The sequence below is a fragment of the Dactylococcopsis salina PCC 8305 genome (assembly GCF_000317615.1).
Lineage (GTDB): Bacteria > Cyanobacteriota > Cyanobacteriia > Cyanobacteriales > Rubidibacteraceae > Halothece > Halothece salina.
The window spans coordinates 352,798-379,784 of record NC_019780.1 but is presented as its reverse complement, the minus strand read 5'-3'; the positions used below and the strand labels follow the sequence as shown (position 1 = coordinate 379,784).

At 43.4% G+C, this 26,987-nt stretch carries 24 protein-coding genes and 3 pseudogenes; 18 read left to right on the top strand and 9 right to left on the bottom strand.

All coding sequences use genetic code 11. The features are described 5' to 3' along the window. Positions 1–67: 67 nt before the first annotated feature. Complete coding sequence (locus tag DACSA_RS01930) at positions 68–601, bottom strand: hypothetical protein (protein ID WP_015228161.1); 534 nt, start codon at positions 599–601, stop codon at positions 68–70. A 16-nt stretch (positions 602–617) separates the two neighbouring features. Between DACSA_RS01930 and DACSA_RS01925 the strand changes: the two genes are divergently transcribed. From DACSA_RS01925 to pedR, 3 genes are all read left to right on the top strand, one after another. After that, a complete protein-coding gene (locus tag DACSA_RS01925; protein WP_041235263.1) occupies positions 618–935 on the top strand; it encodes a carotenoid oxygenase family protein in 318 nt (105 codons plus the stop codon). 815 nt (positions 936–1,750) lie between these two features. Further along, on the top strand, positions 1,751–3,496 hold the full coding sequence (gene ltrA, locus DACSA_RS01920) for a group II intron reverse transcriptase/maturase (protein WP_083874355.1): 1,746 nt from the start codon (positions 1,751–1,753) through the stop codon (positions 3,494–3,496). Between the two features lie 39 nt (positions 3,497–3,535). Continuing rightward, entirely contained in the window at positions 3,536–3,808 is a 273-nt protein-coding gene (pedR, locus tag DACSA_RS01915; RefSeq protein WP_015228159.1) for a photosynthetic electron transport-dependent transcriptional regulator PedR, read from the top strand. Here pedR and DACSA_RS01910 read toward each other — a convergent pair. From DACSA_RS01910 to DACSA_RS01895, 4 genes are all read right to left on the bottom strand, one after another. Beyond that, positions 3,805–4,572: a lipoate--protein ligase family protein gene (locus DACSA_RS01910; protein ID WP_041235262.1), complete on the bottom strand. Its 768-nt coding sequence runs from the start codon at positions 4,570–4,572 to the stop codon at positions 3,805–3,807. The two genes, pedR and DACSA_RS01910, sit on opposite strands and share 4 nt — an antisense overlap. Further along, complete coding sequence (locus DACSA_RS01905) at positions 4,529–5,017, bottom strand: YbjN domain-containing protein (protein ID WP_015228157.1); 489 nt, start codon at positions 5,015–5,017, stop codon at positions 4,529–4,531. Before DACSA_RS01905 ends, DACSA_RS01910 begins: the two co-directional genes overlap by 44 nt. 129 nt (positions 5,018–5,146) lie before the next feature. Continuing rightward, positions 5,147–5,557, bottom strand: coding sequence for an Npun_F0494 family protein (locus DACSA_RS01900; RefSeq protein ID WP_015228156.1), 411 nt, complete (start codon positions 5,555–5,557; stop codon positions 5,147–5,149). Further along, positions 5,541–5,876, bottom strand: coding sequence for a YtxH domain-containing protein (locus DACSA_RS01895; protein ID WP_015228155.1), 336 nt, complete (start codon positions 5,874–5,876; stop codon positions 5,541–5,543). Before DACSA_RS01895 ends, DACSA_RS01900 begins: the two co-directional genes overlap by 17 nt. A 256-nt stretch (positions 5,877–6,132) precedes the next feature. Here DACSA_RS01895 and psbD point away from each other — a divergent pair, with 256 nt between their 5' ends. After that, positions 6,133–7,194, top strand: a complete 1,062-nt coding sequence (gene psbD, locus DACSA_RS01890) for a photosystem II D2 protein (photosystem q(a) protein) (protein ID WP_015228154.1) — start codon at positions 6,133–6,135, stop codon at positions 7,192–7,194. Positions 7,195–7,253: 59 nt separating this feature from the next. Here the strand turns inward: psbD and DACSA_RS22965 are convergent, their stop codons facing one another. Together DACSA_RS22965 and DACSA_RS21220 are read right to left on the bottom strand one after the other, a co-directional pair. Further along, entirely contained in the window at positions 7,254–7,385 is a 132-nt protein-coding gene (locus tag DACSA_RS22965; RefSeq protein ID WP_456297645.1) for a WCX domain-containing protein, read from the bottom strand. A 179-nt stretch (positions 7,386–7,564) separates the two neighbouring features. Beyond that, the gene (locus DACSA_RS21220; RefSeq protein WP_051017268.1) at positions 7,565–7,876 is read right to left on the bottom strand and encodes a hypothetical protein; all 312 of its coding nucleotides are present in this window, start codon (positions 7,874–7,876) and stop codon (positions 7,565–7,567) included. Positions 7,877–7,993: 117 nt separating this feature from the next. Here DACSA_RS21220 and DACSA_RS01880 point away from each other — a divergent pair, with 117 nt between their 5' ends. The 11 genes and pseudogenes from DACSA_RS01880 to DACSA_RS19515 all read left to right on the top strand — a co-directional run bounded on the left by DACSA_RS01880 (position 7,994) and on the right by DACSA_RS19515 (position 15,161). Next, a complete protein-coding gene (locus DACSA_RS01880; RefSeq protein WP_041235628.1) occupies positions 7,994–8,284 on the top strand; it encodes a nucleotidyltransferase family protein in 291 nt (96 codons plus the stop codon). Beyond that, entirely contained in the window at positions 8,281–8,607 is a 327-nt protein-coding gene (locus DACSA_RS01875; protein ID WP_015228152.1) for a HepT-like ribonuclease domain-containing protein, read from the top strand. The genes DACSA_RS01880 and DACSA_RS01875 overlap by 4 nt, the downstream gene beginning before the upstream one ends. Continuing rightward, positions 8,604–10,589: a type I-D CRISPR-associated helicase Cas3' gene (gene cas3, locus DACSA_RS19525; RefSeq protein WP_051017267.1), complete on the top strand. Its 1,986-nt coding sequence runs from the start codon at positions 8,604–8,606 to the stop codon at positions 10,587–10,589. The genes DACSA_RS01875 and cas3 overlap by 4 nt, the downstream gene beginning before the upstream one ends. A gap of 69 nt (positions 10,590–10,658) precedes the next feature. After that, positions 10,659–11,288 (top strand): annotated as a pseudogene (gene cas10d / locus DACSA_RS22960) (type I-D CRISPR-associated protein Cas10d/Csc3); the annotation flags it as partial. A 274-nt stretch (positions 11,289–11,562) separates the two neighbouring features. Continuing rightward, positions 11,563–11,814, top strand: a pseudogene (locus tag DACSA_RS01855) (type III-B CRISPR-associated protein Cas10/Cmr2); the annotation flags it as partial. Positions 11,815–12,190: 376 nt separating this feature from the next. Continuing rightward, positions 12,191–12,724, top strand: a pseudogene (locus DACSA_RS22955) (type III-D CRISPR-associated RAMP protein Csx10); the annotation flags it as partial. A gap of 688 nt (positions 12,725–13,412) precedes the next feature. Further along, entirely contained in the window at positions 13,413–14,030 is a 618-nt protein-coding gene (locus DACSA_RS01845; protein WP_015228150.1) for a hypothetical protein, read from the top strand. A 2-nt stretch (positions 14,031–14,032) separates the two neighbouring features. After that, positions 14,033–14,248: a hypothetical protein gene (locus DACSA_RS21215; RefSeq protein ID WP_051017265.1), complete on the top strand. Its 216-nt coding sequence runs from the start codon at positions 14,033–14,035 to the stop codon at positions 14,246–14,248. After that, positions 14,202–14,561 carry a hypothetical protein gene (locus DACSA_RS01840; RefSeq protein WP_051017264.1) on the top strand — a complete coding sequence of 120 codons (360 nt, stop codon included), beginning with the start codon at positions 14,202–14,204 and terminating at the stop codon, positions 14,559–14,561. Before DACSA_RS21215 ends, DACSA_RS01840 begins: the two co-directional genes overlap by 47 nt. Then, complete coding sequence (locus DACSA_RS20125; protein WP_156800604.1) at positions 14,509–14,892, top strand: hypothetical protein; 384 nt, start codon at positions 14,509–14,511, stop codon at positions 14,890–14,892. The genes DACSA_RS01840 and DACSA_RS20125 overlap by 53 nt, the downstream gene beginning before the upstream one ends. Continuing rightward, complete coding sequence (locus DACSA_RS19515) at positions 14,850–15,161, top strand: hypothetical protein (RefSeq protein WP_051017263.1); 312 nt, start codon at positions 14,850–14,852, stop codon at positions 15,159–15,161. Before DACSA_RS20125 ends, DACSA_RS19515 begins: the two co-directional genes overlap by 43 nt. Before the next feature lie 6 nt (positions 15,162–15,167). Here the strand turns inward: DACSA_RS19515 and DACSA_RS01830 are convergent, their stop codons facing one another. Then, positions 15,168–15,602: a GNAT family N-acetyltransferase gene (locus tag DACSA_RS01830; RefSeq protein WP_015228149.1), complete on the bottom strand. Its 435-nt coding sequence runs from the start codon at positions 15,600–15,602 to the stop codon at positions 15,168–15,170. A 192-nt stretch (positions 15,603–15,794) separates the two neighbouring features. Further along, positions 15,795–15,938, bottom strand: a complete 144-nt coding sequence (locus tag DACSA_RS20120) for a hypothetical protein (RefSeq protein WP_156800603.1) — start codon at positions 15,936–15,938, stop codon at positions 15,795–15,797. Positions 15,939–16,068: 130 nt separating this feature from the next. Between DACSA_RS20120 and DACSA_RS18130 the strand changes: the two genes are divergently transcribed. The 3 genes from DACSA_RS18130 (at position 16,069) to DACSA_RS21885 (ending at position 26,913) form a co-directional block, all read left to right on the top strand. Continuing rightward, the gene (locus tag DACSA_RS18130; protein WP_015228148.1) at positions 16,069–18,468 is read left to right on the top strand and encodes a hypothetical protein; all 2,400 of its coding nucleotides are present in this window, start codon (positions 16,069–16,071) and stop codon (positions 18,466–18,468) included. 143 nt (positions 18,469–18,611) lie between these two features. Next, on the top strand, positions 18,612–19,031 hold the full coding sequence (locus tag DACSA_RS01820) for a hypothetical protein (protein ID WP_041235258.1): 420 nt from the start codon (positions 18,612–18,614) through the stop codon (positions 19,029–19,031). Between the two features lie 82 nt (positions 19,032–19,113). Further along, positions 19,114–26,913 (top strand): Ig-like domain-containing protein, encoded by a 7,800-nt coding sequence (locus DACSA_RS21885; protein ID WP_015228146.1) that lies wholly within the window; start codon positions 19,114–19,116, stop codon positions 26,911–26,913. Positions 26,914–26,987 lie beyond the last annotated feature (74 nt).

Here is a 26,987-nt window from a genome sequence, read left to right as displayed (position 1 = left end):
TCTCCCCCATCTCCCCCATCTCCCCCATCCTCCCCATCTTCCCCATCTTCCTTAACTTATTCCGTGATTAGTTACCAGGAAAAGGAGACTTGACAAAGCCTAATTCCCGCAATTGTTGGTAAGATTTTTTTCCTAATTCAGAAGTGGGATTTTGCGAACGAATGACTTGAATAAAAAGGGGAACGGCTAAAGCTGTTTCTTTTTGTGCGCGGTGAACTAAAGCCAGTTGATAAGTCGCTCGATCGCGCATTTCTGCTGCTTGTAATGCTTGTTGTCGTTGTTCTTCAGAAACTTGATTATTAACTCCTTGAAAACTCCCTGCTAACTGTTGATAAAAATTCGACAATTGATTAAACACTCGCCGCGCTGATTGCAATTTTTCTTTAGCTAAATCATAATTTCCCTCATCAATTGCTTTCGTGGCTTCTGTCATCAAGTCTTCTCCTCCCTCTAAACTCAAGAGAGTGTTTGGACGTAAATCCTCGGAAGTTTCTTCATCCGATTCTGGCGGAGTTTGAGCGATTAAAGGCGTTGAGAAAAACAGTAACGGTAACAATAAAAGACTGCTAAGAGTAACCGATCGAACCTTAAAAAATAACATTATCATATATTTTTAGATGAGACTGAATGATTTTAACATTATTGATTGTTCACCGTTCATTGCTTTAGAGACAGTTACAAAATTGCCCAACCTTTCCTTAATTGTATCTTATGAGACAAAATCTCTGGTTTCAGGCTTTAGAAAAATTCTCGCAGGGCGTTATTTGGTGTTTTTTGTGCCGCCGGTGCGTGTGGCGTTGCTTCCCGCGTTGTTGGGATTTAAAAGTTTTAGTAATGCCATGACATGGAAGCCAGAATTGGGAACGGAAATGATTGTTCTCGATCGAGCCACTACCGCCAATTTGTCGTTTATATCAGGTTCGCTCAATCAATGATAAAAAGTAGGTTGGGTAGAGACGTTCCATGGAACGTCTCCACGCGAAACCCAACACCAATTATAAACAATTACCCGAACCTGATATTAGCACTTCCAAAAGTGATCCCTCATAGCTGCCATGGCACTTGGCAACCGAGAAAAAGTAACAAAGTATGAAACGGGGATCATTGATAGTTACAATGAAGTTAAGTATATGAGTGCGCGACCTGAACTGGTCGGTTGAATCGGTGTAACCCTTACACCACAGGGATTTCCACCCCTGTCCTTTATGGAAAGTTCTCCACTCTCGGAGAATGGCGACACTGGTAGTAAGTAATGAATCCAGTGGAATGCACGCCCCAAACGTAACGGTTGCTAGTAGGGTTAACTGGTTTCCGTGCTAGAAGGAGAATTGGAAGGATGAACACAGCCTAAGCTGATGATTAAACTACGTAATGCTTGAAATAGCCAAATTATCCCTGACAGGCTATAACCAAAAAAGGTAAGTAGGTGGCTATTATGCTACTCATTCATAATAACGTGGAAACAAACCCCTTCCGTAGAATAGTCAGCCATCCTAACCAATTCGTATGTTCAATCGATACAACAGGGTAAGCCCTACAAGGTCTGCCAGAGGTCGAACTGGTAGTAAGTCGAAGGTAACGGAGACGGAACTCCTTGGAGGGTAAAAGATGAGACAAAAAGCGAATGCCAGCCTGTAATGGGATGGATAGGGGTTGAAACTTTATCCCTAAGCGAAAGCAATAGCAGACTTGTCTTGGGTCTTATACGAAAGTGAAGTTTACAAGGGGGACGAACCCGAGGAGAAGTTAGATGTCATCTTTAACGTTGACAAATGGACTAAGGGGAGAGATTTCAGACTGGGGTCAGATTAACTGGCGTAAGGTCAAGAAGTCTGTTAGAAACTTACGTATGCGAATCTTTCGTGCCAGAAGTCTTGGTAAGTGGAAGCAGTTACGTCGGTTGCAGAAGCTGTTGTTACGAAGCCGAGCCAACTTGCTTTTATCAGTGCGACAAATCACTCAAGTTAATCTAGGAAAGCGTACCGCAGGGGTAGATAAGGAGGTAATCAACACCCCAGACGAGCGAGTGAAACTTGTGAATAGTTGGGAGATGCCCGAAGCTAACCCGACACGACGAGTTTATTTACCCAAACCTAACGGGAAGAAACGTCCCCTCGGAATCCCTACCGTACGGGACAGAGTCGCACAAGCAATGGTTAAAAATATACTAGAGCCTGAATGGGAAGCTGTATTTGAGCCTAATTCTTATGGATTTAGATGCGGTAGAAGTTGTCACGATGCCATTGAACAATGTTTCTTGAGAGTTCAGGGGGGACGTGACACTTGGGTACTAGACGCTGATATTAAGGGTTTCTTCGACAACATTGCCCATGAATCCATCCTGAAAGCAATTGAGTCTGTTCCACGTGGAGATTTAATTGAAGGATGGTTAAAAGCTGGTTATCTCGATATAGGTTTACTGAATCCGACCGACATGGGAACACCACAAGGCGGGGTGATTAGTCCTCTGTTAGCTAACATTGGATTACATGGGTTGGAAGACTTCATTAAGTCAGTCAATCCAAAGCTCGGAGTCATTCGTTACGCGGATGATTTCGTTGTTACCTCTAAGGATAAGGAAAGCCTAGAACACATACTAGACCAGATAAAGCAATGGATGTTAGAACGGGGTTTGGAAATCAGCGCGGAGAAGACGAGAATCGTCTCAATGGAAGAAGGTTTTGACTTTCTTGGGTTCAACTTACGCCATTACGGTGGCAAATTAATGATTAAGCCCCAGAAAAAGAAGGTTCTCGCCTTCTGTAAAAAAATTGGGGAAACCCTAGATAACATGAAATCTTGCACTCAGGAACAAGTCATTAAAATCCTAAATCCACTTCTCCGAGGTTTTGCTAACTACTACAGAGGGGCGGTTAGTAAACGAACCTTCAGCTACATCTCATATCGAGTATGGCACTACCTCTGGAAATGGTGTTGTCGGCGACACCCAAATAAATCCAAAAAGTGGGTTGCAAATAAATACTTCGGTTCATACAAAGGGAATCACTGGACTTTTATGTGCAAAGGGACTGGTCGTGGAGGCAAAGAGAAATTCTTTGTTCTTTATAACATCAGTAGTACACCCATAGTAAGGCACGTGAAAGTCAAAGGGAATGCAAGCCCTGATGACCCCTCACTCCGAGATTATTGGCAAAAACGTAACCTCAAGATAGGAAAACAAAAATGGGCGAAAGGTAGTAAATACGAACAAGTAGCCAATATACAAGAACATAAATGTCCTGTCTGTGGTGAAAGCCTCTATAACGGAGAAGAAATCGAGACCCATCACATAGTACCTGTGAAAGACGGTGGCTCAGACGACGCTGAGAATTTAATCCACTTACACAAAGCGTGTCATAAGCAGGTACACAGTCCAAAATCCAAGACGAAGGCTGGAAGTAAGAGCCTCAGCCGTATGATGGGAAACTGTCACGTGCGGTTCTTAGGGGAGGGGAGAGAGGCGACTCTCGAACCTTACCCGATAAAATTGCTTTGATCAGTTAACCTATTCTCAGCAAACTTAACGGAGAAACCAATGACAGAGAAACAATTAAATACGCCAATTACGATCTCAGGGCGAGAAATGCAAATTATCGAATTAGTGGCTGCGGGGTTAACCAACCAAGAAATCGCCCAAAAACTAGAAATCAGCAAGCGTACCGTTGACAATCATATTAGTAACATCCTCACCAAAACCTCTACCGATAACCGCGTGTCTCTCGTTCGTTGGGCTTTACAGTGGGGAAAAGTTTGTTTAGATGATGTCAACTGTTGTCTCTTACCGTCTTCACCAGTGGAAACGTCTTAATTTTGGGAGTGGTTTTCAAAAGTCAAGGCTTTGATGGCTTCCCACTCTCTCCCCATTAGGGGCTGAGTGATTAATTTGATGTGAAAACAATCCTCTGCGGCTGCTTTAAGAGTTGCCATGATTTCCCCATGAGAAAGGTTTAATTGGGGAGAGGTTGGAGACTGATTAAACACTTTCTGAAATAATTCTGGATTCGGATTTAACTGCATTGATCCATGTTGCAAAACCGTTTCTCCTCGGCGGAGTTGGGCGCTACCGATGAGTTTTTCCCCTGTACTGCTGACTAAATCAGCACCGGTTGCGGTTTGAAAGCAGTTTGCGATTTCCCGATATCCTCGCCCCTGTTGACCGTAAAATAAAGGGATGCCGAGACGTTTCCAACCAGTAATTAAAAACTCACAAATTTTCTCATAAACGGCGATTCGCTTTCCTGTCATCCCTGACAGAATTACGGCATAAGTTAAATCTCCTTCATGCAGTACCGCCCTTCCTCCTGTGGGACGACGCACTAAGTCTAAAGTTCCATTTTCTGTGAGTTCTCGCCAGGTTTCAGGAAAACGTTTTTGATGATAGCCTAAAGAAATTGCTGCTGGTTGCCAAGTGTAGAAGCGCAGCGTGGGAGGATGTTTCCCCGCTTGACATTGTTGCAGTAACCAGGCATCGATCGCCATTTGTATCTCCCCCGATGCGGGAATCAAGGGGAGAAAGCGCCAAACGTTTTTACGAGTTTCCAAATTCTTCTTGTAGGGATTCGTCGTTATCATCCGCGATCGATGCGACCAACGTCAAAGCGCGAGAAATCTCCACAGGGGATAAATCCGCTACAGTGCGATGGGTCAACACCACCACGCTATCATTATAGATGGCAAAAGCGGTTTCGTAAGTGTCTGACCAATTCATTTCTAATAATTTCCGCATCAACCTAGGTTCATCTTTGGCGGGGAGTTTCAACACCGATGACCAAACTGCTAGAGTATCATCATCCGCCTCTCCTGTCAGTTGGACAAACACCTCGACGCTGCCATATTGGAATTTCCAAAGATGACCACCATCGCGACGGCTGACCATGGCGGTATCGTTTTGATCAAGGCTAGAAATTACTGTTTCAATGACTTCCAGATGAGAAGCGGCGGCTTCTTCGTCGATTAAAGCGTCAGTTTCTTCGGTGGTGAGTAATTGTTCTTTTCCTTCAGCGTTTTCAGTGGTCATTATTTTTCTCCCTTAGTCATAACACTACGCGACAAAGTTAGGACGGTAGCGCGATCGCTTTCTCATCTTACTAGATCGATCAGTCCGAAGAAAGATCAAAGATTCTAGGCGGCTTTTGACTTACTTTAATCACTGTAAAAACGGTAGGCGAAACCAGCGCCCGATCGCGCTTTTTATTTTTTCTAACCAAGAAGGAGAAGGGATGTAGCCATTTTCACTTTCCCATTTTGCCACCAGTTGCCGTCCTAATGGCGTGAGACGAAAACTATCTGTAATTCCCTGTCCATCCACTTCTCGACGCAATAATCCCACTTGAATTAACCAAGTGAGTTCGTTTTCCGTTTTTAATTCCGAGAGGATGGCTGTGGTGTATTGTTTTTCTAATCCTGATTGATTGGCAATTTGGGGGAGGGGAACACTACCCGATCGCATTTCCTGAAATAATTTTAAGCGAAAGGGAGCGCATTTGAGAGCAATTGCCGCCCGTTGAATGGTTTTTTCAGGATATTCGATTGCAGTGGGTTTAGGAACGGTAGTCATGGTTAGAGGAGGATTCGGGTTTTTCTTCCAGATTCGCTGTTTCTATTCTACTCGCTTCAATCCCCGCAGCGATCGCGCTTTTGAGACGGTTTAAGGTTTCATCCCAGTTACTTAAGGTGGTTTCTGAGAATCGATCGGCTTGTAACTGGACACTACTGGACACATCTTCGGCAATTTCTGGTAAAGCCTGAGCGGATTTTTTGATTACCTTTCTCGTTTCACGTCCCGATCGAGGCGCAGCCAATAGCCCCACCACTGTTCCTACAGCACTACCGATGGCAACACCGCCAAGAAATGCACTAACTTTACCTTTGGACATAACCACTCGTCCTTAATTGCACATTACCAAACAGTCTGACATTTCTTCTCTCACTGTGGGCGCGATCGCCCCTTAACTTAACAAAAATTAAAATTTCTTTAAGGAAGGGTGGAAAAATTAAGAAAGTTAGATTATGATGGATTTAGTAAAGAAAAGTAAAGTTTTCTGACAAATTTGCTCAAAGTTTGCTTTCGGGTAAACTCGTAATCATAAATAGCAAACTCGTAAATATACCTATCAAATTGGAGTATTAGCAATGACAATTGCAGTCGGACGTCAACAACAACAAAGAGGAGTCTTCGATCTCGTCGATGACTGGCTCAAGCGCGACAGATTCGTCTTTATCGGCTGGTCTGGTTTACTGCTGTTCCCTTGCGCCTACATGGCGATCGGGGGATGGCTCACTGGAACCACCTTTGTTACCTCCTGGTACACTCACGGTTTAGCAAGCTCTTACTTAGAAGGCTGTAACTTCCTGACCGTAGCGGTTTCCACTCCGGCAGATGCTTTCGGACACTCCTTATTATTCTTATGGGGACCCGAAGCCAACTGGGACTTTGTTCGCTGGTGTCAAACTGGCGGACTGTGGAGCTTTGTCGCTCTTCACGGCGCTTTCGCACTGATTGGCTTCATGCTTCGTCAGTTTGAAATTGCTCGTTTAGTCGGAATTCGCCCTTATAACGCGATCGCATTTTCCGGTCCGATCGCCGTATTCGTCAGCGTCTTCCTACTCTATCCTTTAGGACAGTCTAGCTGGTTCTTCGCTCCTAGTTTCGGAGTTGCAGGTATCTTCCGTTTCATCCTATTTTTCCAAGGCTTCCACAACTGGACGCTTAACCCCTTCCACATGATGGGAGTTGCTGGAATTTTAGGCGGTGCGTTACTCTGTGCAATTCACGGCGCGACCGTAGAAAACACCCTGTTTGATGAAGGTGGCGACAGCAACAACACCTTCCGCGCCTTCGAGCCAACTCAAGCCGAAGAAACCTATTCCATGGTGACCGCAAACCGTTTCTGGAGTCAGATTTTCGGAATTGCGTTCTCCAACAAACGTTGGTTACACTTCTTCATGCTGTTTGTCCCAGTAACAGGACTGTGGATGTCTTCAGTGGGAGTCGTCGGTTTAGGCTTAAACCTGCGTGCGTATGACTTTGTGTCTCAAGAAATTCGCGCAGCAGAAGACCCTGAATTTGAAACCTTCTACACCAAAAACATCTTATTAAACGAAGGTCTCCGCGCTTGGATGGCCCCAGATGACCAACCTCATCAGAAGTTTGAATTCCCCGAAGAAGTCTTACCTCGTGGTAACGCTCTCTAATCTGACTTGATTAATTTCAGTTAAGGTTTAATTGCTACCCCCCCTTTTGGGGGGTTTTTTTATTGGTGATATCGTTCCTCTAATTGGGTAATCTTTTCTAAAACTCGATCGCGCACACTTTGCGGTTCAATCACTTCACATTGTTCCCAGTATTTGGCAATATCACGGAAAAACCAGAAGGTATTAAAGATTTTCCGTACTACACGCCGCGATTCTCCTTCTAACTCCCCAATAAAGCGATCATTCTCTTTGGCTTTGTAACTAAAAGCAAGTCTTCCATATAATTTAAAGGTTACTGAAATCCGTGCTAAGTCATCAACCCAAGGTTGATTAATTTCAGTAACAGCCGCTTCTTGGATGCGATCGAGCCTTAATGTCCAATTATACGGAAGGGCGGGGATAACTCACTACGGGAACTGAGAAGACGGGCGATTTCTTTTGCCTGGGCGATGTCACCTCGATCAATGAGTGCTTGACGGGCAGCCTCCAAGGCTTTGATCCGATCTTGCGACCAGTCAGCATTATCGAGAACTTGTAGTTGATTTTGCGCGATCGCGCTGAGGAGTCGGGAAATATTCGGTCGATTCCCCCATTTACAGTTAAAGGCTTCCGCTAACGCCTGCAACTGCTGTTTTTCTTGTTCTGATACCGACAGAGTAATTGATTCACCTTTACGAGTCATTTATACGGACACTTTTTTCTAAATTTGCTAGACAATTCTTATTGTGAAGAATAAGATTAAATTATGCCATGAAATACGGACAAGAAAAGGTTATTATTTCTTATGTCAAATCAATCAATCCAGATTAGAGAACTAATCCAAGAAAAACGAGACGAAATTATCCAAATTTGTGAAAAACACGGAGGCTATAATGTCCGCTTATTTGGTTCTGTCGCCAGAGGGGAAGCAGACGAAAAAAGTGATATCGACTTGTTAGTTGATTTAGGTAAAAACTTTAGTCCTTGGTTTCCTGTTCGTTTAATTCGAGAATTAGAAGAACTTTTAGGACATCAAGTAGATGTTGTTACGGTAACTGGGCTAAAAGAACGCATTAAAGATCGAGTGTTAAAGGAAGCCATAAAATTATGAGAGATTACACAGAAAGACTCAAAGATATTCAAGAAGCAATTACAGATATCGAAAAATATGCTGTGAGAGGAGAAAAAGCATTTTTTGAAAATGAATTAATTCAAGTTTGGATTATTCATCACTTACAGATTATTGGTGAAGCCTCAAGTACAATTCCAGAGAGTTTTACTCGTTTACATTCCGAAATTCCTTGGCAAGATATGAAAGATTTTAGAAACTTAGTTGTGCATGAATATTTCCGAGTTAACTTAGATACCGTCTGGTCAATTACACAAGAAGAAATACCTGATCTCAAACAAAAAATTAATCAAATTCTTTTATGACGGGAGATGGGAAAAGTTTAGCTGCTTTTTTATCCACATTACAAGATGAGAAAAATGTTATTGCGCTTTATCCAACCAATGAATTAGCCCGCGATCAAGAAAGTCAAATCAAAAATTATATTAACCTGTTTCAGCCCGAATTAGAACCGAGAGTGAATCGTCTCAGCAGTGCAGAATTAGAACTTTATGCAGAACAAGAGAAGCTGAAAAAAGCCAGCGCGATCGAGTCTAGAAGTAAAAATTCAGACATATTAATTACCAATCCTGATCTGCTTCATTATCTCCACAGAAAAGCCTACTTATCTCCTTACGATAATCCTGATAAATTGTGGAATCGCATTGATAAAAACTTTGACTTCTTTATCTTTGATGAGTTTCATGTTTTCTCCGCGCCACAAATCGCCAGCGTGATTAATACCATGTTATTGATCCGCCATACGAATCGGAATAAAAAGTTCCTGTTTCTCTCCGCAACGCCAGATGAACAATTGATTGAAAAGTTAAAAAAAGCCCAGTTTACTTATCAACAGATTGATCCGATTCAAGCGAAGAAATATCAGTTTCCGACAACGAAAGCAGAAAGCAAAAAATTACAAAGTCAACACTGGCGACAAGTTTCTAGAGAGATTTCTTTAGAGTTTATTCCCCTTGAGTCTGCGTTTAGTGCGTCAGAAACTTGGTTGAAAGAAAATAAAGAGTTGATCCTCGATCGATTTATTATCCCCCCTAACCCCCCTTTGGAAGGGGGGAACATGATTTCCTCTAACCTCTCTTCTAAAACTGGAGAAATGATCCCCCCTAACCCCCCTTCTGAAAGGGGGGGAAATATGACTTCTCAGAGATTTTGTAAAACAAAAGGTGCGGTTATTCTTAATTCTATTGCTGCGGTGAAACGGTTAGTTCCCATCTCTCAAGAATTATTTCATCCCTATGGTTTAACGGTTGGTGAAAATACAGGATTATCGGGTCAACAAACGAAACTTGCTTCCCTAGAAACCGATTTAGTTTTTGGGACGAGTACCATTGATATTGGTGTTGATTTCAAAATTAATTTCCTTATCTTTGAATCGTCGGATACGGGAAACTTTATTCAACGTTTAGGTCGTCTTGGTCGTCATAACTCTTTTCAACGCAATGGAGAAACGATCCCTTTTGATCAGTTTACTGCTTATGCGCTGGTTCCGAAATTCTTAGTGGAACGATTGTTTGAAACGACATCGCCACCGCTACAGGTTAACCAGCGTTACGATCGTCCTCAGTTTAATGAAGTCATCCGAGAAAACTATCGCAAGATTAATAATTTTCAAGGTTATATCAGGTTCGCTCAATCAATGATAAAAAGTAGGTTGGGTGTAGCGAAGCGAAACCCAACACCAATTATAAACAATTACCCGAACCTGATATTACACACCCTCAGCGACGGACAGTTAAACCTCACCTATCACAGCATTGCAGAAAACCGAGGCGTTTTAACCAATGTGGTGAACAATGCAGTTATGGAAGCATACACAGAAGCAGGTTATGAACCCTTACTTTATCTTCCCACAGGGGTGATTTATTTATGCGATCGCGATACGCCTCCCATCTCTCCTGATAGCTTACCGCAGCGTGTCGTAGAAACCATAACTTCTCTCTGTCGCAGTCAACTCCAAGCAAAACAAACTGGCTTTGGGAGAGACGGAAAAGGGATGAAATACGCCGAATATTATGATCTCTTCTTCGATGAAAAAGCCTTGATGGAAGTCGCCCTTTCTGCAACCTTACGCATCCTCAGAGATGGGAAAGCATCATCAGCGAAAAAGCGAAGTGATAACCTCCTCAGCTACCAACAGGAAGGGATTCTTTCCTCAGATTACAACTTTCAGTTTGAAGACGACATTCGCATTGACCAACTCGCAGAATTTGGGGAGAAACCCTTGATAATATTAAAACGGCTTGTAAGCAAGATAAGACGCTTCCGAAACCGCCAGACCTTAATTTAATCCTAGAAATTGCTAAATTTTGGGAACTAGAAACAGATATCCCTGTAATTCGAGAAATTCAACGGATTAACGAAGTTTTTAGATAGTCCTCCGCAAGCGTTAAGGATGTTAACAGGGCGCGATCGCGTTCGCCTTGATGCCATTCTACAAGGTTGGGACAATCATCCTTCTCCTTTAAACGCCCTCACCGCAGCTTACACCATTCATCTCGATGTTAACCCGAAACGCAGTAAATCTGGCTATAACCCCAACTGGGGAAAACTCAGCGAACTCGCCACCGACTTGGAAACCAGTCCCCTGTATGTCTTTTCTTACCTCAAACAATGGACACGGGGGAAAGAGGTAGAAAGTCCTAGTAAGCGCGAGGATTCGTCTTTACACTTATGATCTTTATCCCTAGTCGCAGTTGTCGCAGCAGAAGTGAACAAACTAATGGATCGGGTGCGTAACTCAACAGCAGAAGGACGCTGGGTAATTTCGCAACGAGAAAAAGAACGTCAAGCGGTTTTAGACTTCGCCCGTTATTTCGTCGAAGAAGTCTTTGAAAAGGGATTTTCGCGCGATCGCGCTCGTCTTGCAGGACGACAATTAAACCTTCTCAAAGATACCTGTGAATTTCTGTATCGCCTCGAACAAGACAAAGAAAACCAAGACAACAAAGCTGAAGCAGAATCTGAAACAGAAACCACTCCATCGTAGGTTGGGTAGAACGAAGTGAAACCCAACCTTTAGTCATTGGTCATTCGTTATCAAATGATATGAAATACCCTAATGGTTGCTACAAATGAACGGGTTGAAAATCCCCCCAATCCTCACTTCGCTCCGGCCCTTTGAAAGGGGGGCTTAGATGGATCGGTAAGTGTAGCAGACTTTTTTGTATTTCATATGACAAAGGACGAAAGTGTTCCTGAGCCTGTCGAAGGACAAAAGACAAATAATGTTGGGTTTCGTGACCTCAACCCAACCTACAAATTTAATGGAAATTCGGGGAGCTTCTGCGATCCTCGATCGCGTTAATTTAGTTGATTTACCTGCATTTTTCGGTCAAGAAAAAGAGGGAATGAAAACAGATTTTGAGATTGCGCGATCGTGGCTGAGAAGAAGTGAAAATTATCCCCAACTTTTAGACGCATTAATTCCAGAATTAATGATTTATTCTACTGGCGGAAATATTTTAGCATTGTGTCCAGCTGCGTTCGTGGATGATGTGGCGAATGCGATCGAAAACTGGCGATGCTGAATTATCGCTATTTTGCAGTTCGTTTATCAGACAAAAAGAATCGATCGTTACTGCGAAAACAATTCGAGGAAGCCTAGTGTCAAGCAGAAACCAATGATGGTAACTTAGCCCCATGGCTGTTCGATCGAACGGAAAAGACTTATCAAACAATTTGGAATGATATTGTTGATCTTTATCCTTTTGTTGAAACCGCTAAACAGTCCGCTTTATCTTCATCAAAATTATGATTAATCTTGAAGAATTACCAACAATTTCGATAATGAGATCGGAAAAATTTGATTCACAGAAGCCCCCAGTATTGGGGGTTTGGGGGCAAAAAAAAGATTTACAAATCATTCAAGATAGATACTTTAAGCGAAAAATGAAAGTAATTGTATTAACCATAAAAGCAAACTCTCCGCTTGCGATGGGACGGCGAAAATTAGGGGTGGTTAATGAAGCAGAAGACTATATCCCAGGGTCAGTCATTCGAGGCGCGATCGCACAGGAAATCTTACAACAAACGGGCTATCAAAATCAAGATTTAAGCCAAAATGGAGGGGACTTTAAAAGTCTATTTCTAGATGAATCCTGTGCTATTTTTCACAATGCTTATCCCTCCTCAGAAAACCAGATTAGTTCCGTGATTCCCGCAACCGCAGTTAGTTCTAAAACCGATCCTGGATTTAAGCATAAAGGAAACGGTGTTTTTGATACGCTTATCGATCGATTTTGTGCCGAATATTATCAACATCCTTATGATCCCAATTGCCCTCAAGATCAAGGAAGAGTTGAACCGTTTTCAGGATTTTATACCGTCGAAAATGGCAACTATCAAACTCATAGCATTTCTAAACGGCTTCTTACTCGAAACGGAATTAACCGCCGTCGTAACGTCGCAGAAGAAAGTATTTTATTGGGTAGCGCCAGATCGAGAGGTTTAGGAAAAGTTACAATCAAAGCAACAGTTACAGAAATGATTTCGGAAGTTTCATCCCGCCTAGAAAACTTCAATCAATCACTGCAAATGCGGTGGGAAAAATGGGGAAATCTGTTGGGAAAAACATCAGATCAATTAAAACAAACTTATTTTACTGTTAATTTAGAAGCGGAGGCAATTTTAACCAATCAGTGGCGAAAAACGACTGTACTAACCCCAGAAATGCTACAAGAAGAAATCGAAAAAAAGATGAAACTTTGCAACTTCACACGGCTTACACCAGTTATGATTATCGATCGGGCTGGAATACGGCATGGGGATTAATAAAAGATCAAGTTTTAGCTATTCAAAGAAAAAGCGGAAGCAATTGCTAAAGAAACATCAGCAGAAAACATGAAAGAGATTTGGATCGAATTAATCCGCCGTTACCTCGGATATGGGGCGCGACATTTGAAATATTTAAAGCCTGACTAATCCAATTAAGGAGAAAAATAAAGATGTCAACTGTTTTAATTGTTACCGTTGGCGGATCGCCACAACGCGGAAAACATTTATGAAGATGGGAGAGAATATCAAGATCAATGGGTGGCAAAATTAATCGAACATCTTAACCAGAAAATTCTTAATCAATAAATATAACTTAAATCTATACAGGCAACTTAAAATGTCTTTTAGCCAATACAAAAACTTCGGAAAAACTGTTAGGGACTTTCAAATTATTTACACAGAAGCTAATTTTGTGCAAGAAATTCCCTTGATTATTCCTAACTATTTCCGAGAAGACTTAAACCTCATGCAATCAGAAGGAATTGTTGATAACTCAGAGGCAGCGATTTGTGAAAACTTAATTTATCCTATTTTAAAAGAAGTTTGGAAACAATATCGTCATCACTTTCTACTTTGGAGTCATCAATCCCTCAATTATGATGAAACATTATCAGGATTCCCAGAGTACATCTTAGCTAAACGATCGCCATTGGGAAAAGTTGTTTTCGATCAACCCTATTTAATGTTAGTGGAAGCCAAACAAGATAAATTTAATGAAGGTTGGGCGCAATGTCTCGCAGAAATGATTACCGCCCAACGCCTTAATCAAGACTCAAAATTGATTATTTATGGAATTGTTTCTAATGGTAAGATTTGGCAATTTGCTAAGTTAGCAGAAACCACCTTTACTAAAAACCAAAACTTTTACAGTATTCAGGAACTAGATCAACTCTTTGCCATTATTAATTATATCTTTAAGCAATGTGAAACCCAACTAGAAAACTTCGTTTATTAGGAGTGGGTGAATTTCTTCCCGCCGAGGAATGCCAAAAATATGGTTTACCGCAACCCAAACAAGAACAAGCAGAAACACCGATTCGAGGAGAAGCAATGGAGTTTAATTTTGGTGTTCAACTCACTTTTTCAGGAGAAGAAAACGCCAGAACAAGTCATAAAACCTGGGTTTATGCCATCTCTCTATTCTCCTTCCCAAAAACGATCGGGTTATTATAAAAAAGAAAAAGTAGCAGGACGTAAATTTTATTACCATGCAAAAGAAGTAATAGAGAAAGCCGCATCACAAGGGATTCCCATTCAAAATATTAAACAAGATTCAATTTTTACAACCAAAATTAACTTTCGTAACCTCAGCAAAGCCGAATTAGGAACATTATTCACAGTTTTAGGACAAGATCAAAATCATCATTTTGCCCTAAAAATAGGTGGCGGTAAACCGATCAGAATGGGATCGTTAATAACAGAAATCATAGAAATTGATTGTCCTAGTCCACGCGATCGCGCGGGATTTATCTTTATCCGATACTGATCCCAATGAAGTCAAAAAAATCCTAGAATATCTCCGCAAATTTCAATCTAAAAACTTCTTTCAATATCTCAAAATTTTAGCTAAAAATGGCGATCGGGTAGGACATAGTAAGAAAACTGTTGCTTATTACAGCGCGATCGAAACAGCTTGTAAAAAACATTTACAGGAGTACCAAGACCAACCGCAATTAATGTTAAACATTTTAGCTCAATCAATAATAAAAAGTAGGTTGGGTGAAGCGAAGCGAAACCCAACACCAATTATAAGCAATTACCTGAACCTGATATTATGGGCTATTATAAAACATCGCCACAAGCCGAAAAAGAAATAAAAGATAAACCGCAAAAATCAGAACATCAAGCCAAAATTGAGAAATACTCTTCCTCTTTAGAATTTAAGGAAGGACAAGTCATAGAAGCAACAGTTGTCGGGTTTAGTAAAGGAAATAAAGTCACCTATGAAATTACCGCAAATACACAAAAGTTAACCCAAAAAGAACCAAAAAAATTTAATTTATTATCAGAAGGACAAAAAGTTAAACTACAGATTACTCGTTTAGAAGAAGGGAAAATCAAAAAAGTGAAATGTGTTGATCCTTAAGAAACTTTAACTAACTATTTTCATCATCAAGTGATGGGGGATGCCAGCGTCGATATATTCTTCACCAATTACCTGAAATCCCAGTTTTTGATAAAATCCGATCGCTGTCTTTTGTGAACCCAGTTTAATCGTTTTCAGATGAGGAGAAGTGTAAAGATCATTGAGAATATAATCCATTAATTGCCTACCAACGCCTTTTCCTCGTGCCTCTTTTAAAACAGCAACTCGTTCAATTTTAGCCGTTTCCTTATCCTCTAAAAAGCGCGAGCGAGCAGTCGCAATAAAACCTTCACCATTACCAACTAAATAATGAGTAGAAGTATTTTCAAACTCATCCGTTTCCAGATTGGCAGCGATGTTTTGTTCTATTACAAAAACCCGCGTCCTAATCATCATACACCGAGCAAAATTGTTAAAATCACTAGCGATAAAAATGTTCATATTTCTAATACCAACTCATTATTCCCCCCTTTCAAAGCTAGGGGGGATTTGTTTCACCTGAATATTTAGGGCTTGCTGTTGGGAAACTGAAAGTTTTACCAAATAAGGATTTGAGGCGATTAAGATCTGAGTAAAAATGCAAGTTCATTGATTGTTCAATCGTCACACACCTTGCATCAAAACCTTGAACTCCTACCGATCAATCAACCCTAAGGCAACTTGCTGATTGGTGTTGGGTTTCGTAAACTTCACCCAACCTACTTGCCTTTTGCCTCTTGCCTTTTGCCTCTTGCCTCTTGCCTCTTGCTGATTGGTGTTGGGTTTCGTAAACTTCACCCAACCTACTTGCCTTCGAAGCTCAGATTAAAAATTAGAGGGAGAGGAAAAACCACGCTTACCTTCTGTAAAATTGCTCTTGAGTATGGGAGGATTGATCTGGATTCTTCAAAATTAAGGAATGATTTAGATGCTGGAGTTCCCTCTTGGTTGGTTAAAGTCTCCTCACTTAAAGTTATGGGCAAAAATCTCATTAGTTTGGTTAGCGGGTAATACTATACCGTTCAGTATATTTCCGTTAAGTTTGGCTCAAGCGGGAGAGTTCCCCCCAGATCACAGAAAAGAGATTGCTCAAAATTCCCAGCAAGAAACCTCTTCTCACTCAATGATCGCACGTCTCACCGATCGAGAGTTAGAACAAACCATTCTCTCTCTACAATTGATCCAAGTGTTGAATCTGTCCCCCCAACCCGAAGCGAAAGTCGCATCACTGAAGGAAAACTTAACTCAACTTTATAACGATCGAGGCGCTTCCTATCAGTTATCAAAGACACAAACCCGACAAGTACAGGAAATTTGGTCGGCGCTTTCCTCTCAAGAAATCACAGCGATTAATCAACTTTTACTCAGCCAACAATCTCGCCAAAGAACTGAACTCACAGCCCAAGAAATACAGGGATTACTTGCACTACTGAACAACACTCCCACACCAAACTTAACCGCAGTTCAACAAGAACAATTACAGTTAGTGGTAGAGTTTCTAGAAGAATTACCGCAGGCTCAACCTTATCAATTTTCCCCAGAACAAACGCAGGCTTTTCAAGGCGCGATCGCTCTGTTGTTCTTTCCTTCTATGTCCGAAAGCATAGCACAGGCATCTTCTGCGATGTCCCAATCTAAGGAAACTCAAAATTCCAGTGAGCAAGAATCCCCTGCGGCTTCTTCTGTATCTGTCACTAAAACCGAACTCCAACAAATTATCCTCACCCTACAAGGAATACAAAATCTGAATCTTCGATCGCCCTCAGTGACTCAACCCTTACTGAATCAACTCTTAACCTTAATCCTAGAGCCTCGATCGCAAATTGAACTCTCTCCACAACAAAGCGCAGCGATCACCGACTTATTAAACTCCCTCTCCTCCAGCGAAACCCAACAAGTTAACAACTACTTAGACTCGATCGAAACAGAAGAAAGCACTCAAGCCTTCTATTTAGGCGCAACGGCGGTTCAAAACACCCTGCAATTCCTAGAAAATCTGTCTCCAGAACAACTCAACCCCTCTCAAAAACAAGCCCGTCAGGAACTGTTAACCATCTTCCGCAACTTAGCCCCTGAAGGAAAAAGCGCGATCGCCCTCTCTCAAGCGCAAATCGAAGAAATTAATCGCCTCAGCGCCCAACTTCCCGAAAATCCTTCTCCTTCCTCCATAACCGTAGAAAGAGAACAACTGGAACAATCTTTAGCAGCCGTGCGCCGTTTCCCCACCGAAATCCTCTCCTCCGAACAACAAGCCGCCCGAACTCAACTCCAAGCACTTCTAGAAACCATCACTCAGAGAGACGGTGATCAAATCGTCCTATACGCCCCTCAAGTTCAGGAAATTCTAGCCCTCAGAGCCGAACTTCCTCAACCGCTACCCCCTGGGACCCAACTGGTCGATCGAGAACAGGTATTAAATTTACTACAAGGGGTCGATCGAGAATCCCTCTCCCCAGAACAAATCGAACAAAAACAAGCTCTAGAAACCTATTTTCAAACGCGCCAAACCCTTAGTGAGAACACCACCCTAGCGCCCGCAGAAACCGAACGCATAGAAGAATTAAGAGCCTTGATCGAACCATTAGACTCCTCTCAGTTTACAGAACTTGCAGGTGGGATTCGTACCGAGCAAAAAGGGAGTTTAGGGGCTGGAATTAGCATAGAAACTCCCAATGGATTTGGAGGCGCACCCAATAGTTTTAGTGTTGGCGTATTAATTCAAGATCGCACTCGCTTCACCGAAAGCACAGATGGTTCTCTCAGTGGAGCAGTGAGCTTAGGAAATCCGAAAACTGCTGTCGGGGTGACAACCAGTTTAGCCATTTTTAGTTTGATTGACGAAGGCGGATCAGACGCAGGTTTTGGCGACAATGGAAGTTTAAGTTTTGAAATCAATCGTAACCTCTCCGACTTTTCCTCAGTAGGATTAGGAGTAGAAAATCTGATTACTTGGGGAGTTAATGATGCTGGCACCAGCACTTACCTCGCATTTAGTCAAGCCTTCCCCCTTCAAGAAGAACTGAATCAGCCCTTCGGAATCGCATTTGTCTCCGCTGGTTTAGGTAACGGTCGATTTCGTCCTGAAGAAGATTTTGACGTAGATGATGATGGAACTCAATTTAATTTTTTCAGTAGCGCAGCCTTACAACTAATTCCACGAGCAAACGTCATTTTAGAATGGAGCGGTCAAGACTTGAATTTAGGGCTTTCTGTCGTCCCTTTTGCTAATATACCGATCTTGATCACACCGTCAGTCGTGGATTTAACAGGAAGTGCTGGAGATGGAGCAAGATTCACCATTGGCGTTAGTTATGGAACATTTTTTTAGAATTTGTCTTCTCTTATCAAAAAGGTATGGAAATTTTGGACAATACCGTTTATATTGAGTGTGAAACAGTAAACTATATCAGGAGAACTAAAATCCATAGGTAGGTAAAAATTATGTTTACTAAGGGAATAAATCGAAAAAAAATGCCCATCCTATTGGGAACAACGATCGCGCTTTTAGCGACTTTAGGATTAACTCAAGAGGCTAAGGCCCAACAGCAACCCGTTCGGAGTAATATTGCTCCCAGACCGGTACGCAGTAACTTAGTCCCAACTACAAATATTCGTAGTAACTTACTCGCACCAAGTGTACAAGATGCACTGAACAGCCTAGCCAATGACCTAGACACGACGGTTGATGAGCTTCTGTCTAATCAACAAATCGCTGAAATTGCTCTCAGTCCATCTGGTGCAGAGGTTCTCAACTCTCTCCAAGAAGCAGACGGAATTACAGGAACAGAAGGAAACTTTACCGTTGATTCTAACGTCCCTGTAGCAACAGTAGAAACCCCTCAAAGCGTTTCTGTTGGAACCACCCTAGACATTCTAGATTCAGAAGAATAGTTAATTAACCAGACTATTCCTCATCATTAATTTTCATTTTTTCTTTATTTACCCCAAAACAACTAAGCGTGAGGAGTGCTTTATGGCCGATATTACAGGTGATCAGTCGAACAATTCACTGACAGGTAACGAACAGGAAAACGATATAATAACCGGTTTACAGGGAGATGATACCCTTATCGGTTTGTCTGGAAACGACACTCTCGATGGCGGAGAAGGAAATGACACCCTCGATGGGGGTCTCGGAGATGACGATCTCAACGGTGGCAATGGTGATGATATTTACCAGATTAACCGTGATTTGAGCGGTGTTAACACCATCAATGATGTTGCTGGGAATGATACGCTAGAAATTTTTGACACCGAAGGGACTGCCTTTGCAGTTTCCTTAGTAGCACCGACAGAAGGATTCATTGGAATTGAAAGAGATGGGGCTAACGTTTTAGTTGATATCGGTGCTGATGGCATTGCCGATGACCTAATCGTTGAAGATTTCTTTGCTTCTGCCAATAGCAATACCCCAGGTGCAGGATTTATTGAAACTTTTGGCGTTACCGCTGCCAGAGATGTCCAAGATTTCTTGGCGGTAAATCAGCCTCCTGTGGCTGGTATCGGTAACTTTGAGATTCGTGAATTTGCTGCCAACGGAACACAAGTCGGTCAGCTAGACATTAGCGACCCAGATGGGGATGAGTTAACGGTTAGCTTGAGTGATGCGTCTCAAGTCCGTCTCATCAATACATTTACAGGGGGAACAACAGAAGACCCCGATGTTGATGGTGATGGCAATGCGCCCTTTGCGATTGACAATGAAGGGGTAATTACTGTTAATGATACCGATGACCTCGGCCCCTTATTTGATGTGATTCCGTTTGGTAATTTCTTCGCATTCACTCGGACTGTTCCTTCCTTTGACTTAACAGTAGAAGTAAGCGATGGTGAAGCGACAACCATTGGTGCTGCCAACATTGATGTCAACTTTGGTCGTCCTGCCTTTGGCTTTGGTGATCCTCACGTTACCACCTTTGACCGTAATAATTTTGGCTTCCAAGTGGTGGGTGAGTTCACTCTCGTTGAGTCCACTGATGAAAATAACCCGTTAACGATTCAAGCTCGCACCGCCCCTGCTATTCAGGAAAACGGAGAACCTTCAGATCGACTGTCCAACTACACCGCCATTGGAACTGAAATTGATGGCAATACCGTTGCGATTTATGCAGGAGAAGACAATCCTGTGTTTATCAATGGTGAAGCCCAAGTTGATATTCCTGTAGATGGACTGGAAGTCGGAGACGATGGCGGTCGCATTGTTAACTTGGGTGATGGCTTCTTTGACATTAGCCTTGGTGGTGAAGCTCAAGAACGGATTGTTGTGCAAGTCTTTGAAAACCGCATTGATCCTCGTTTCTTCCTTTCTGAGGAACGTAATGGCAACATTACAGGTGTTATGGGGAATAAAGATGGCGATCCCAGTAATGACATCGTTGACAGCAACGGTGAGGTGATTGCAGAGGCAACTTTCGATGAAATTAACGGTGAGTTTGCTGATGCCTTCCGTATTACTGACGGTGCCAATTCTTTACTCTTACGGGATGGAGAAGATATCAGCACGATTAACGATCTTGATTTCCCTGCCGAAGAAGTGAGCCTCGCTAGCTTAGAAGAAGACCTAGGAACAGAGGCCTTTAATGAAATTCTTGCCCAAGTCGAAGAAGCGGGCGCTCCTGAAGGATTCTTAAAGATTTCAGCGATTATCGACCTTGCAACCACCGGGGATGAGAGCTTTGTTGGCTCGGCTCTCAATGTGGCTGGTGGTAATGCCACACCAGAAGTAGATAATGCTGTCTTCAATATTGAAGAAGACTTAGCTGATGGTGAAGTGGTCGGAACTGTCTCAATCCGAGACGGTGATGATGGTTTAGATAACCTCGAAGTCATCTTCAGTGCTGGAAATGAGGATGTTGATGGGGATGGAGAACTGCCGTTCGCGATCGATGGACAGGGACAAATCACAATCAATGATAGCGGTGATTTAGTAGAAGCAGGAGAAGGAGAAGCCTTCCCCTTGAGCGTCACGGCAACTGACCCTCTAGGCGCAACGGGTACTGGCTCAGTTACTGTTGTGGAAAATAATCCTGATGTTGATCAGCCCCCAAACGTGGCAGCGAATATCAATGATATTCGGGAAAACAGCCCTGAGGGAACGATCGTCGGTCGGGCGAACGCCGTTGATGCCGAAGGAGATGACTTCACCTTCGGACTTGAAGGTGAGTTAGACCCCGACGGTGATGGCACAGATGCCTTCACCATTGCTGAAAACGGTTTAATTACCGTTGCTGACCCTGGCGATCTAGACTTTGAAACCACACCGAGTTTTGAGTTTGATATTACTGCGACTCAGACCAATGATGATACGATTACTGGCACCGCTACAGTTACCGTCAACTTAATTGATAATGTTGCTCCCGAATTCGACCAAGACCCATTTACATTTGACACCGTTGACTTAGACGGGCAAGGAGACGACGACGCTCAAAATGGTGAGGAGGTTGGAACGGTAACCGCCACTGATGCCAATGGAGATACACTCACTTTCGCGATTACTAGTGGTAATGACCCCGACGACGACGGCACAAACGCTTTTGCCATTGACGAAAATGGTCAAATCACCATTGTTGACACCGCAGAGTTATTAGGAGACAGCTTCGAGGGAGAACTCACTGTCACGGTAACTGACCAAGAGGGAGCAGATGAAGCGACAGTTGTCATTCCCGTGAATGGTCCCGAAAACGACCCTCCAGCGGCGGCTGACGACAGCAATAGCACCGCAGAAGATACAGTTCTAACTGTAGAAGCGGCAGGGGTTCTTGCTAACGATACGGACCCCGAAGGAGAGGCGCTGGAGGTGAGTGCCGTCAATGGGGGAGAAGACAATGTTGGCACAGAGATTACCCTAGATTCTGGAGCATTGTTAACTCTCAACGCAGATGGAAGCTATGAGTATGACCCCAACGGTGCATTTGATGAGCTTAATGATGGGGAAACAGATACTGATACCTTTACCTACACTGTGTCTGATGGCAACAGTACAGATACCGCAGATGTAGAAATCACTGTTGAAGGGATTACCCCGCCATCAGGAACTCCAGTCGAGGTGACAGCCAATTTCCTCGCTGATAACAATGGAGAACCTGGGGACGCGATCGAAGATGGCACAATTACTCAAGGAGATAATTTCTTCGTCGAGATTCTAGTCGCTGCGGATACTCCAGTCGGTGTTAGTAGCTTCTCCCTAAATATAGACTTCGACCAAGCGGTTCTCGATGCCATCAGTGATTTTGAAGACCCAGAATCAATCATTATTGAGAAATTTGATTTTGATCTAGGTCGTACTGCTGACTTAAATGAGGGAACAATCACCCTAGCTGGCGGTACAGTCGATGCCAACACTGATGATGACGGAGACGGTGTTCCTGATAATGTCATCGGAGCAAATGGAAACCCAGAACGGTTTGCCCTATTAGAGTTCAATGCCTTAGAAGTAACAGAGGACTCAACCCTGGATTTAGAATTTCCCGGTATTGATGCCGACGGAAACCCATTAGGGGGAACGTTAGGAGATGGAACAGCGATTGACAGTGATGAGGTTAACCTTTCCCTACAAGATGCTAGCTTTGTTGTTGATGGTGGAGAGGAAAATGTTGCTCCCGAATTCGACCAAGACTCATTTACATTTGACACCGTTGACTTAGACGGGGCAGGAGATGACGACGCTGAAAATGGTGATGTCGTTGGAACTGTAACCGCTACTGATGCCAATGAAGGAGATACCCTCACCTTCGCGATTACTGGTGGTAATGACCCAGACGGGGACGATGTTGATGCTTTCGCCATTGACGAAGCAAGTGGTGAAGTCACCATTGTTGACACCGCAGAGTTATTAGGAGACGGATTTAACGGAGAACTCACCGTAACCGTAACCGACCAAGACGATGCGTCGGATGAAGCGACAGTGGTCATTCCCGTGGATGGTCCCGAAAACGACCCTCCAGCGGCGGCTGACGACAGCAATAGCACCGCAGAAGATACAGTTCTAACTGTAGAAGCGGCAGGGGTTCTTGCTAACGATACTGATCCTGATGGGGATAATCTGGCTGTCAGTGCTGTGAATGGCGATGAAGCCAATGTAGGAACAGAAATTACCCTAGAGTCAGGAGCGTTACTCACGCTTAACGAAGATGGAAGCTATGAGTATGACCCCAACGGTGCATTTGATGAGCTTAATGATGGGGAAACAGATGTAGATACCTTTACCTACACTGTGTCTGATGGCAACAGTACAGATACCGCAGATGTAGAAATCACTGTTGAAGGGATTACCCCGCCATCAGGAACTCCAGTCGAGGTGACAGCCAATTTCCTCGCTGATAACAATGGAGAACCTGGGGACGCGATCGAAGATGGCACAATTACTCAAGGAGATAATTTCTTCGTCGAGATTCTAGTCGCTGCGGATACCCCAGTCGGTGTTAGTAGCTTCTCCCTAAATATTGACTTTGAACAAGCGGTTCTCGATGCGCTCAGTGATTTTGAGACCCCAGCATCGATTATTACTAACCAATTTAACTTCGAGGAAAGTCTGGTTGCCGAGTTAGACGGTGGAACAATTACCCTAGCTGGTGGTACAGCAGATGCAACCACTGATGATGACGGAGACGGTGTTCCTGATAATGTCATCGGAGCAAATGGAAACCCAGAACGGTTTGCCCTATTAGAGTTCAATGCCTTAGAAGTAACAGAGGACTCAACCCTGGATTTAGAATTTCCCGGTATTGATGCCGACGGAAACCCATTAGGGGGAACGTTAGGAGATGGAACAGCGATTGACAGTGATGAGGTTAACCTTTCCCTACAAGATGCTAGCTTTGTTGTTGATGGTGGAGAGGAAAATGTTGCTCCCGAATTCGACCAAGACTCATTTACATTTGACACCGTTGACTTAGACGGGGCAGGAGATGACGACGCTGAAAATGGTGATGTCGTTGGAACTGTAACCGCTACTGATGCCAATGAAGGAGATACCCTCACCTTCGCGATTACTGGTGGTAATGACCCCGACGAAGACGATGTTGATGCTTTCGCCATTGACGAAGCAAGTGGTGAAGTCACCATTGTTGACACCGCAGAGTTATTAGGAGACGGATTTAACGGAGAACTCACCGTAACCGTAACCGACCAAGACGATGCGTCGGATGAAGCGACAGTGGTCATTCCCGTGGATGGTCCCCCCGAAAACGACCCTCCAGCGGCGGCTGACGACAGCAATAGCACCGCAGAAGATACAGTTCTAACTGTAGAAGCGGCAGGGGTTCTCGCCAATGATACCGACCCCGAAGGAGAGGCGCTGGAGGTGAGTGCCGTCAATGGGGGAGAAGACAATGTTGGCACAGAGATTACCCTAGATTCTGGAGCATTGTTAACTCTCAACGCAGATGGAAGCTATGAGTATGACCCCAACGGTGCATTTGATGAGCTTAATGATGGGGAAACAGATGTAGATACCTTTACCTACACTGTGTCTGATGGCAACAGTACAGATACCGCAGCTGTGGAAATCACCATTGAAGGGATTACAAACCAGCCCCCTGTGGTTGGTGTCGGTAACTTTGAGATTGATGAATTTGATGCCAACGGAACACAAGTCGGTCAGCTAGACATTAGCGACCCAGATGGGGATGAGTTAACGGTTAGCTTGAGTGAAGCCTCTCAAGTCCGTCTCATCAATACATTTACAGGGGGAACAACAGAAGACCCCGATGTTGATGGTGATGACAATGCGCCCTTTGCGATTGACAATGAAGGGGTAATTACTGTTAATGATACCGATGACCTCGGCCCCTTATTTAATGTGATTCCGTTTGGTAATTTCTTCGCATTCACTCGGACTGTTCCTTCCTTTGACTTAACAGTAGAAGTAAGCGATGGTGAAGCGACAACCATTGGTGCTGCCAACATTGATGTCAACTTTGGTCGTCCTGCCTTTGGCTTTGGTGATCCTCACGTTACCACCTTTGACCGTAATAATTTTGGCTTCCAAGTGGTGGGTGAGTTCACTCTCGTTGAGTCCACTACTGATGAGAATAACCCGTTAAACATTCAGGCTCGCACCGCCCCTGCGACTCAAGATGACGGAGAAACTTCCGATAGTCTTTCTAATTACACCGCCATTGCGACTGAAATTGATGGCAATACCGTTGCGATTTATGCAGGAGAAGACAATCCTGTGTTTATCAATGGTGAAGCCCAAGTTGATATTCCTGTAGATGGACTGGAAGTCGGAGACGATGGCGGTCGCATTGTTAACTTGGGTAATGGCTTCTTTAACATTAGCCTTGGTGGTGAAGCCCAAGAACGGATTGTTGTGCAAGTCTTTGAAAACCGCATTGATCCTCGTTTCTTCCTTTCTGAGGAACGTAATGGCAACATTACAGGTGTTATGGGGAATAAAGATGGCGATCCCAGTAATGACATCGTTAACAGCAACGGTGAGGTGATTCCAGAGGCAACTTTCGATGAAATTAACGGTGAGTTTGCTGATGCCTTCCGTATTACTGACGGTGCCAATTCTTTACTCTTACGGGATGGAGAAGATATCGGTGCAATTAATGATACTGATTTCCCTGCCGAAGAAGTGACCCTCACCAGCTTAGAAGACGACCTAGGAACAGATACCTTCAATGACATTGTTGAACAAGCCGAAGAAGCGGGCGTTCCCGAAGAAGGATTCTTACGGACTTCAGCGATTATTGACTTTGCAACCACCGGGGATGAGAGCTTTATTGGCTCGGCTCTCAATGTGGCTGGTGGTAATGCTACACCAGAAGTAGATAATACTGTCTTCAATATTGAAGAAGACTTAGGTGATGGTGAAGTGGTCGGAACTGTCTCAATCCGAGACGGTGATGATGGTTTAGATAACCTCACAGTCATCTTCAGTGCTGGAAATGAGGATATTGATGGGGATGGAGAACTGCCGTTCGCGATCGATGGACAGGGACAAATCACAGTCAATGATAGCGATGATTTAGTAGAAGCAGGAGAAGGAGAAGCCTTCCCCTTGAGCGTCACGGCAACTGACCCTCTAGGCGCAACGGGTACTGGCTCAGTTACTGTTGTAGAAAATAATCCTGATGTTGATCAGCCCCCAAGCGTAGCAGCGAATGTCAATGATATTCGTGAAAACAGTGCTGAGGGAACGATCGTTGGTCAGGCGATCGCCGTTGATGCCGAAGGAGATGACTTTACCTTCGGACTTGAAGGTGAGTTAAACCCCAACAATAATGACACAGATGCCTTCACCATTGATCCTGAAAACGGTTTAATTACCGTTGCTGACCCTGGCGATTTAGACTTTGAAACCACACCGAGTTTTGAGTTTGATATTACTGCGACTCAGACCAATGATGATACGATTACTGGCACCAGTACAGTTACCGTCAACTTAATTGATGTTGAGCCTGAACCCGTTGGTCCCATTGACTTCAACCTTGATGTGGATGGAAGTGGTGCTGCTAACGGTTCAGTGGATGGCTTGAATATCTTGCGAGTTCTGTTCAATTTAGGACCTGAAACTATGGATGTTAGCCAAGCCCCTGAGGAAGTTGGTCAGCAAAACATCTTTGATAACATCCAGGAGGGAATCGACAATGAGGCCCTTGATGTAGATGGAAGTGGTGCTGCTAACGGTTCAGTGGATGGCTTGAATATCTTACGAGTTCTGTTCAATTTAGGACCTGAAACTATGGATGTTAGCCAAGCCCCTGAAGGAGTTGGTCAGCAAAACATCTTTGATAATGTTGAGAATCTAATCCCAGAAGCCTAAGCTTAAGCTAAATATTTCCCCCTTTTTGGGGGAAATCATTTATTTAAAAAGCCAAATGGTTTACCGAAAAGTTT

What these genes read in the sequence shown, in the direction of transcription:
- DACSA_RS01930 (WP_015228161.1), bottom strand. Translation starts at nt 601, where the DNA reads ATGTTATTTTTTAAGGTTCGATCGGTTACTCTTAGCAGTCTTTTATTG.
- DACSA_RS01925 (WP_041235263.1), top strand. Translation starts at nt 618, where the DNA reads ATGAGACTGAATGATTTTAACATTATTGATTGTTCACCGTTCATTGCT.
- ltrA (WP_083874355.1), top strand. Translation starts at nt 1,751, where the DNA reads ATGTCATCTTTAACGTTGACAAATGGACTAAGGGGAGAGATTTCAGAC.
- pedR (WP_015228159.1), top strand. Translation starts at nt 3,536, where the DNA reads ATGACAGAGAAACAATTAAATACGCCAATTACGATCTCAGGGCGAGAA.
- DACSA_RS01910 (WP_041235262.1), bottom strand. Translation starts at nt 4,572, where the DNA reads ATGATAACGACGAATCCCTACAAGAAGAATTTGGAAACTCGTAAAAAC.
- DACSA_RS01905 (WP_015228157.1), bottom strand. Translation starts at nt 5,017, where the DNA reads ATGACCACTGAAAACGCTGAAGGAAAAGAACAATTACTCACCACCGAA.
- DACSA_RS01900 (WP_015228156.1), bottom strand. Translation starts at nt 5,557, where the DNA reads ATGACTACCGTTCCTAAACCCACTGCAATCGAATATCCTGAAAAAACC.
- DACSA_RS01895 (WP_015228155.1), bottom strand. Translation starts at nt 5,876, where the DNA reads ATGTCCAAAGGTAAAGTTAGTGCATTTCTTGGCGGTGTTGCCATCGGT.
- psbD (WP_015228154.1), top strand. Translation starts at nt 6,133, where the DNA reads ATGACAATTGCAGTCGGACGTCAACAACAACAAAGAGGAGTCTTCGAT.
- DACSA_RS21220 (WP_051017268.1), bottom strand. Translation starts at nt 7,876, where the DNA reads ATGACTCGTAAAGGTGAATCAATTACTCTGTCGGTATCAGAACAAGAA.
- DACSA_RS01875 (WP_015228152.1), top strand. Translation starts at nt 8,281, where the DNA reads ATGAGAGATTACACAGAAAGACTCAAAGATATTCAAGAAGCAATTACA.
- cas3 (WP_051017267.1), top strand. Translation starts at nt 8,604, where the DNA reads ATGACGGGAGATGGGAAAAGTTTAGCTGCTTTTTTATCCACATTACAA.
- DACSA_RS01845 (WP_015228150.1), top strand. Translation starts at nt 13,413, where the DNA reads ATGTCTTTTAGCCAATACAAAAACTTCGGAAAAACTGTTAGGGACTTT.
- DACSA_RS01840 (WP_051017264.1), top strand. Translation starts at nt 14,202, where the DNA reads ATGCCATCTCTCTATTCTCCTTCCCAAAAACGATCGGGTTATTATAAA.
- DACSA_RS19515 (WP_051017263.1), top strand. Translation starts at nt 14,850, where the DNA reads ATGGGCTATTATAAAACATCGCCACAAGCCGAAAAAGAAATAAAAGAT.
- DACSA_RS01830 (WP_015228149.1), bottom strand. Translation starts at nt 15,602, where the DNA reads ATGAACATTTTTATCGCTAGTGATTTTAACAATTTTGCTCGGTGTATG.
- DACSA_RS18130 (WP_015228148.1), top strand. Translation starts at nt 16,069, where the DNA reads ATGCTGGAGTTCCCTCTTGGTTGGTTAAAGTCTCCTCACTTAAAGTTA.
- DACSA_RS01820 (WP_041235258.1), top strand. Translation starts at nt 18,612, where the DNA reads ATGCCCATCCTATTGGGAACAACGATCGCGCTTTTAGCGACTTTAGGA.
- DACSA_RS21885 (WP_015228146.1), top strand. Translation starts at nt 19,114, where the DNA reads ATGGCCGATATTACAGGTGATCAGTCGAACAATTCACTGACAGGTAAC.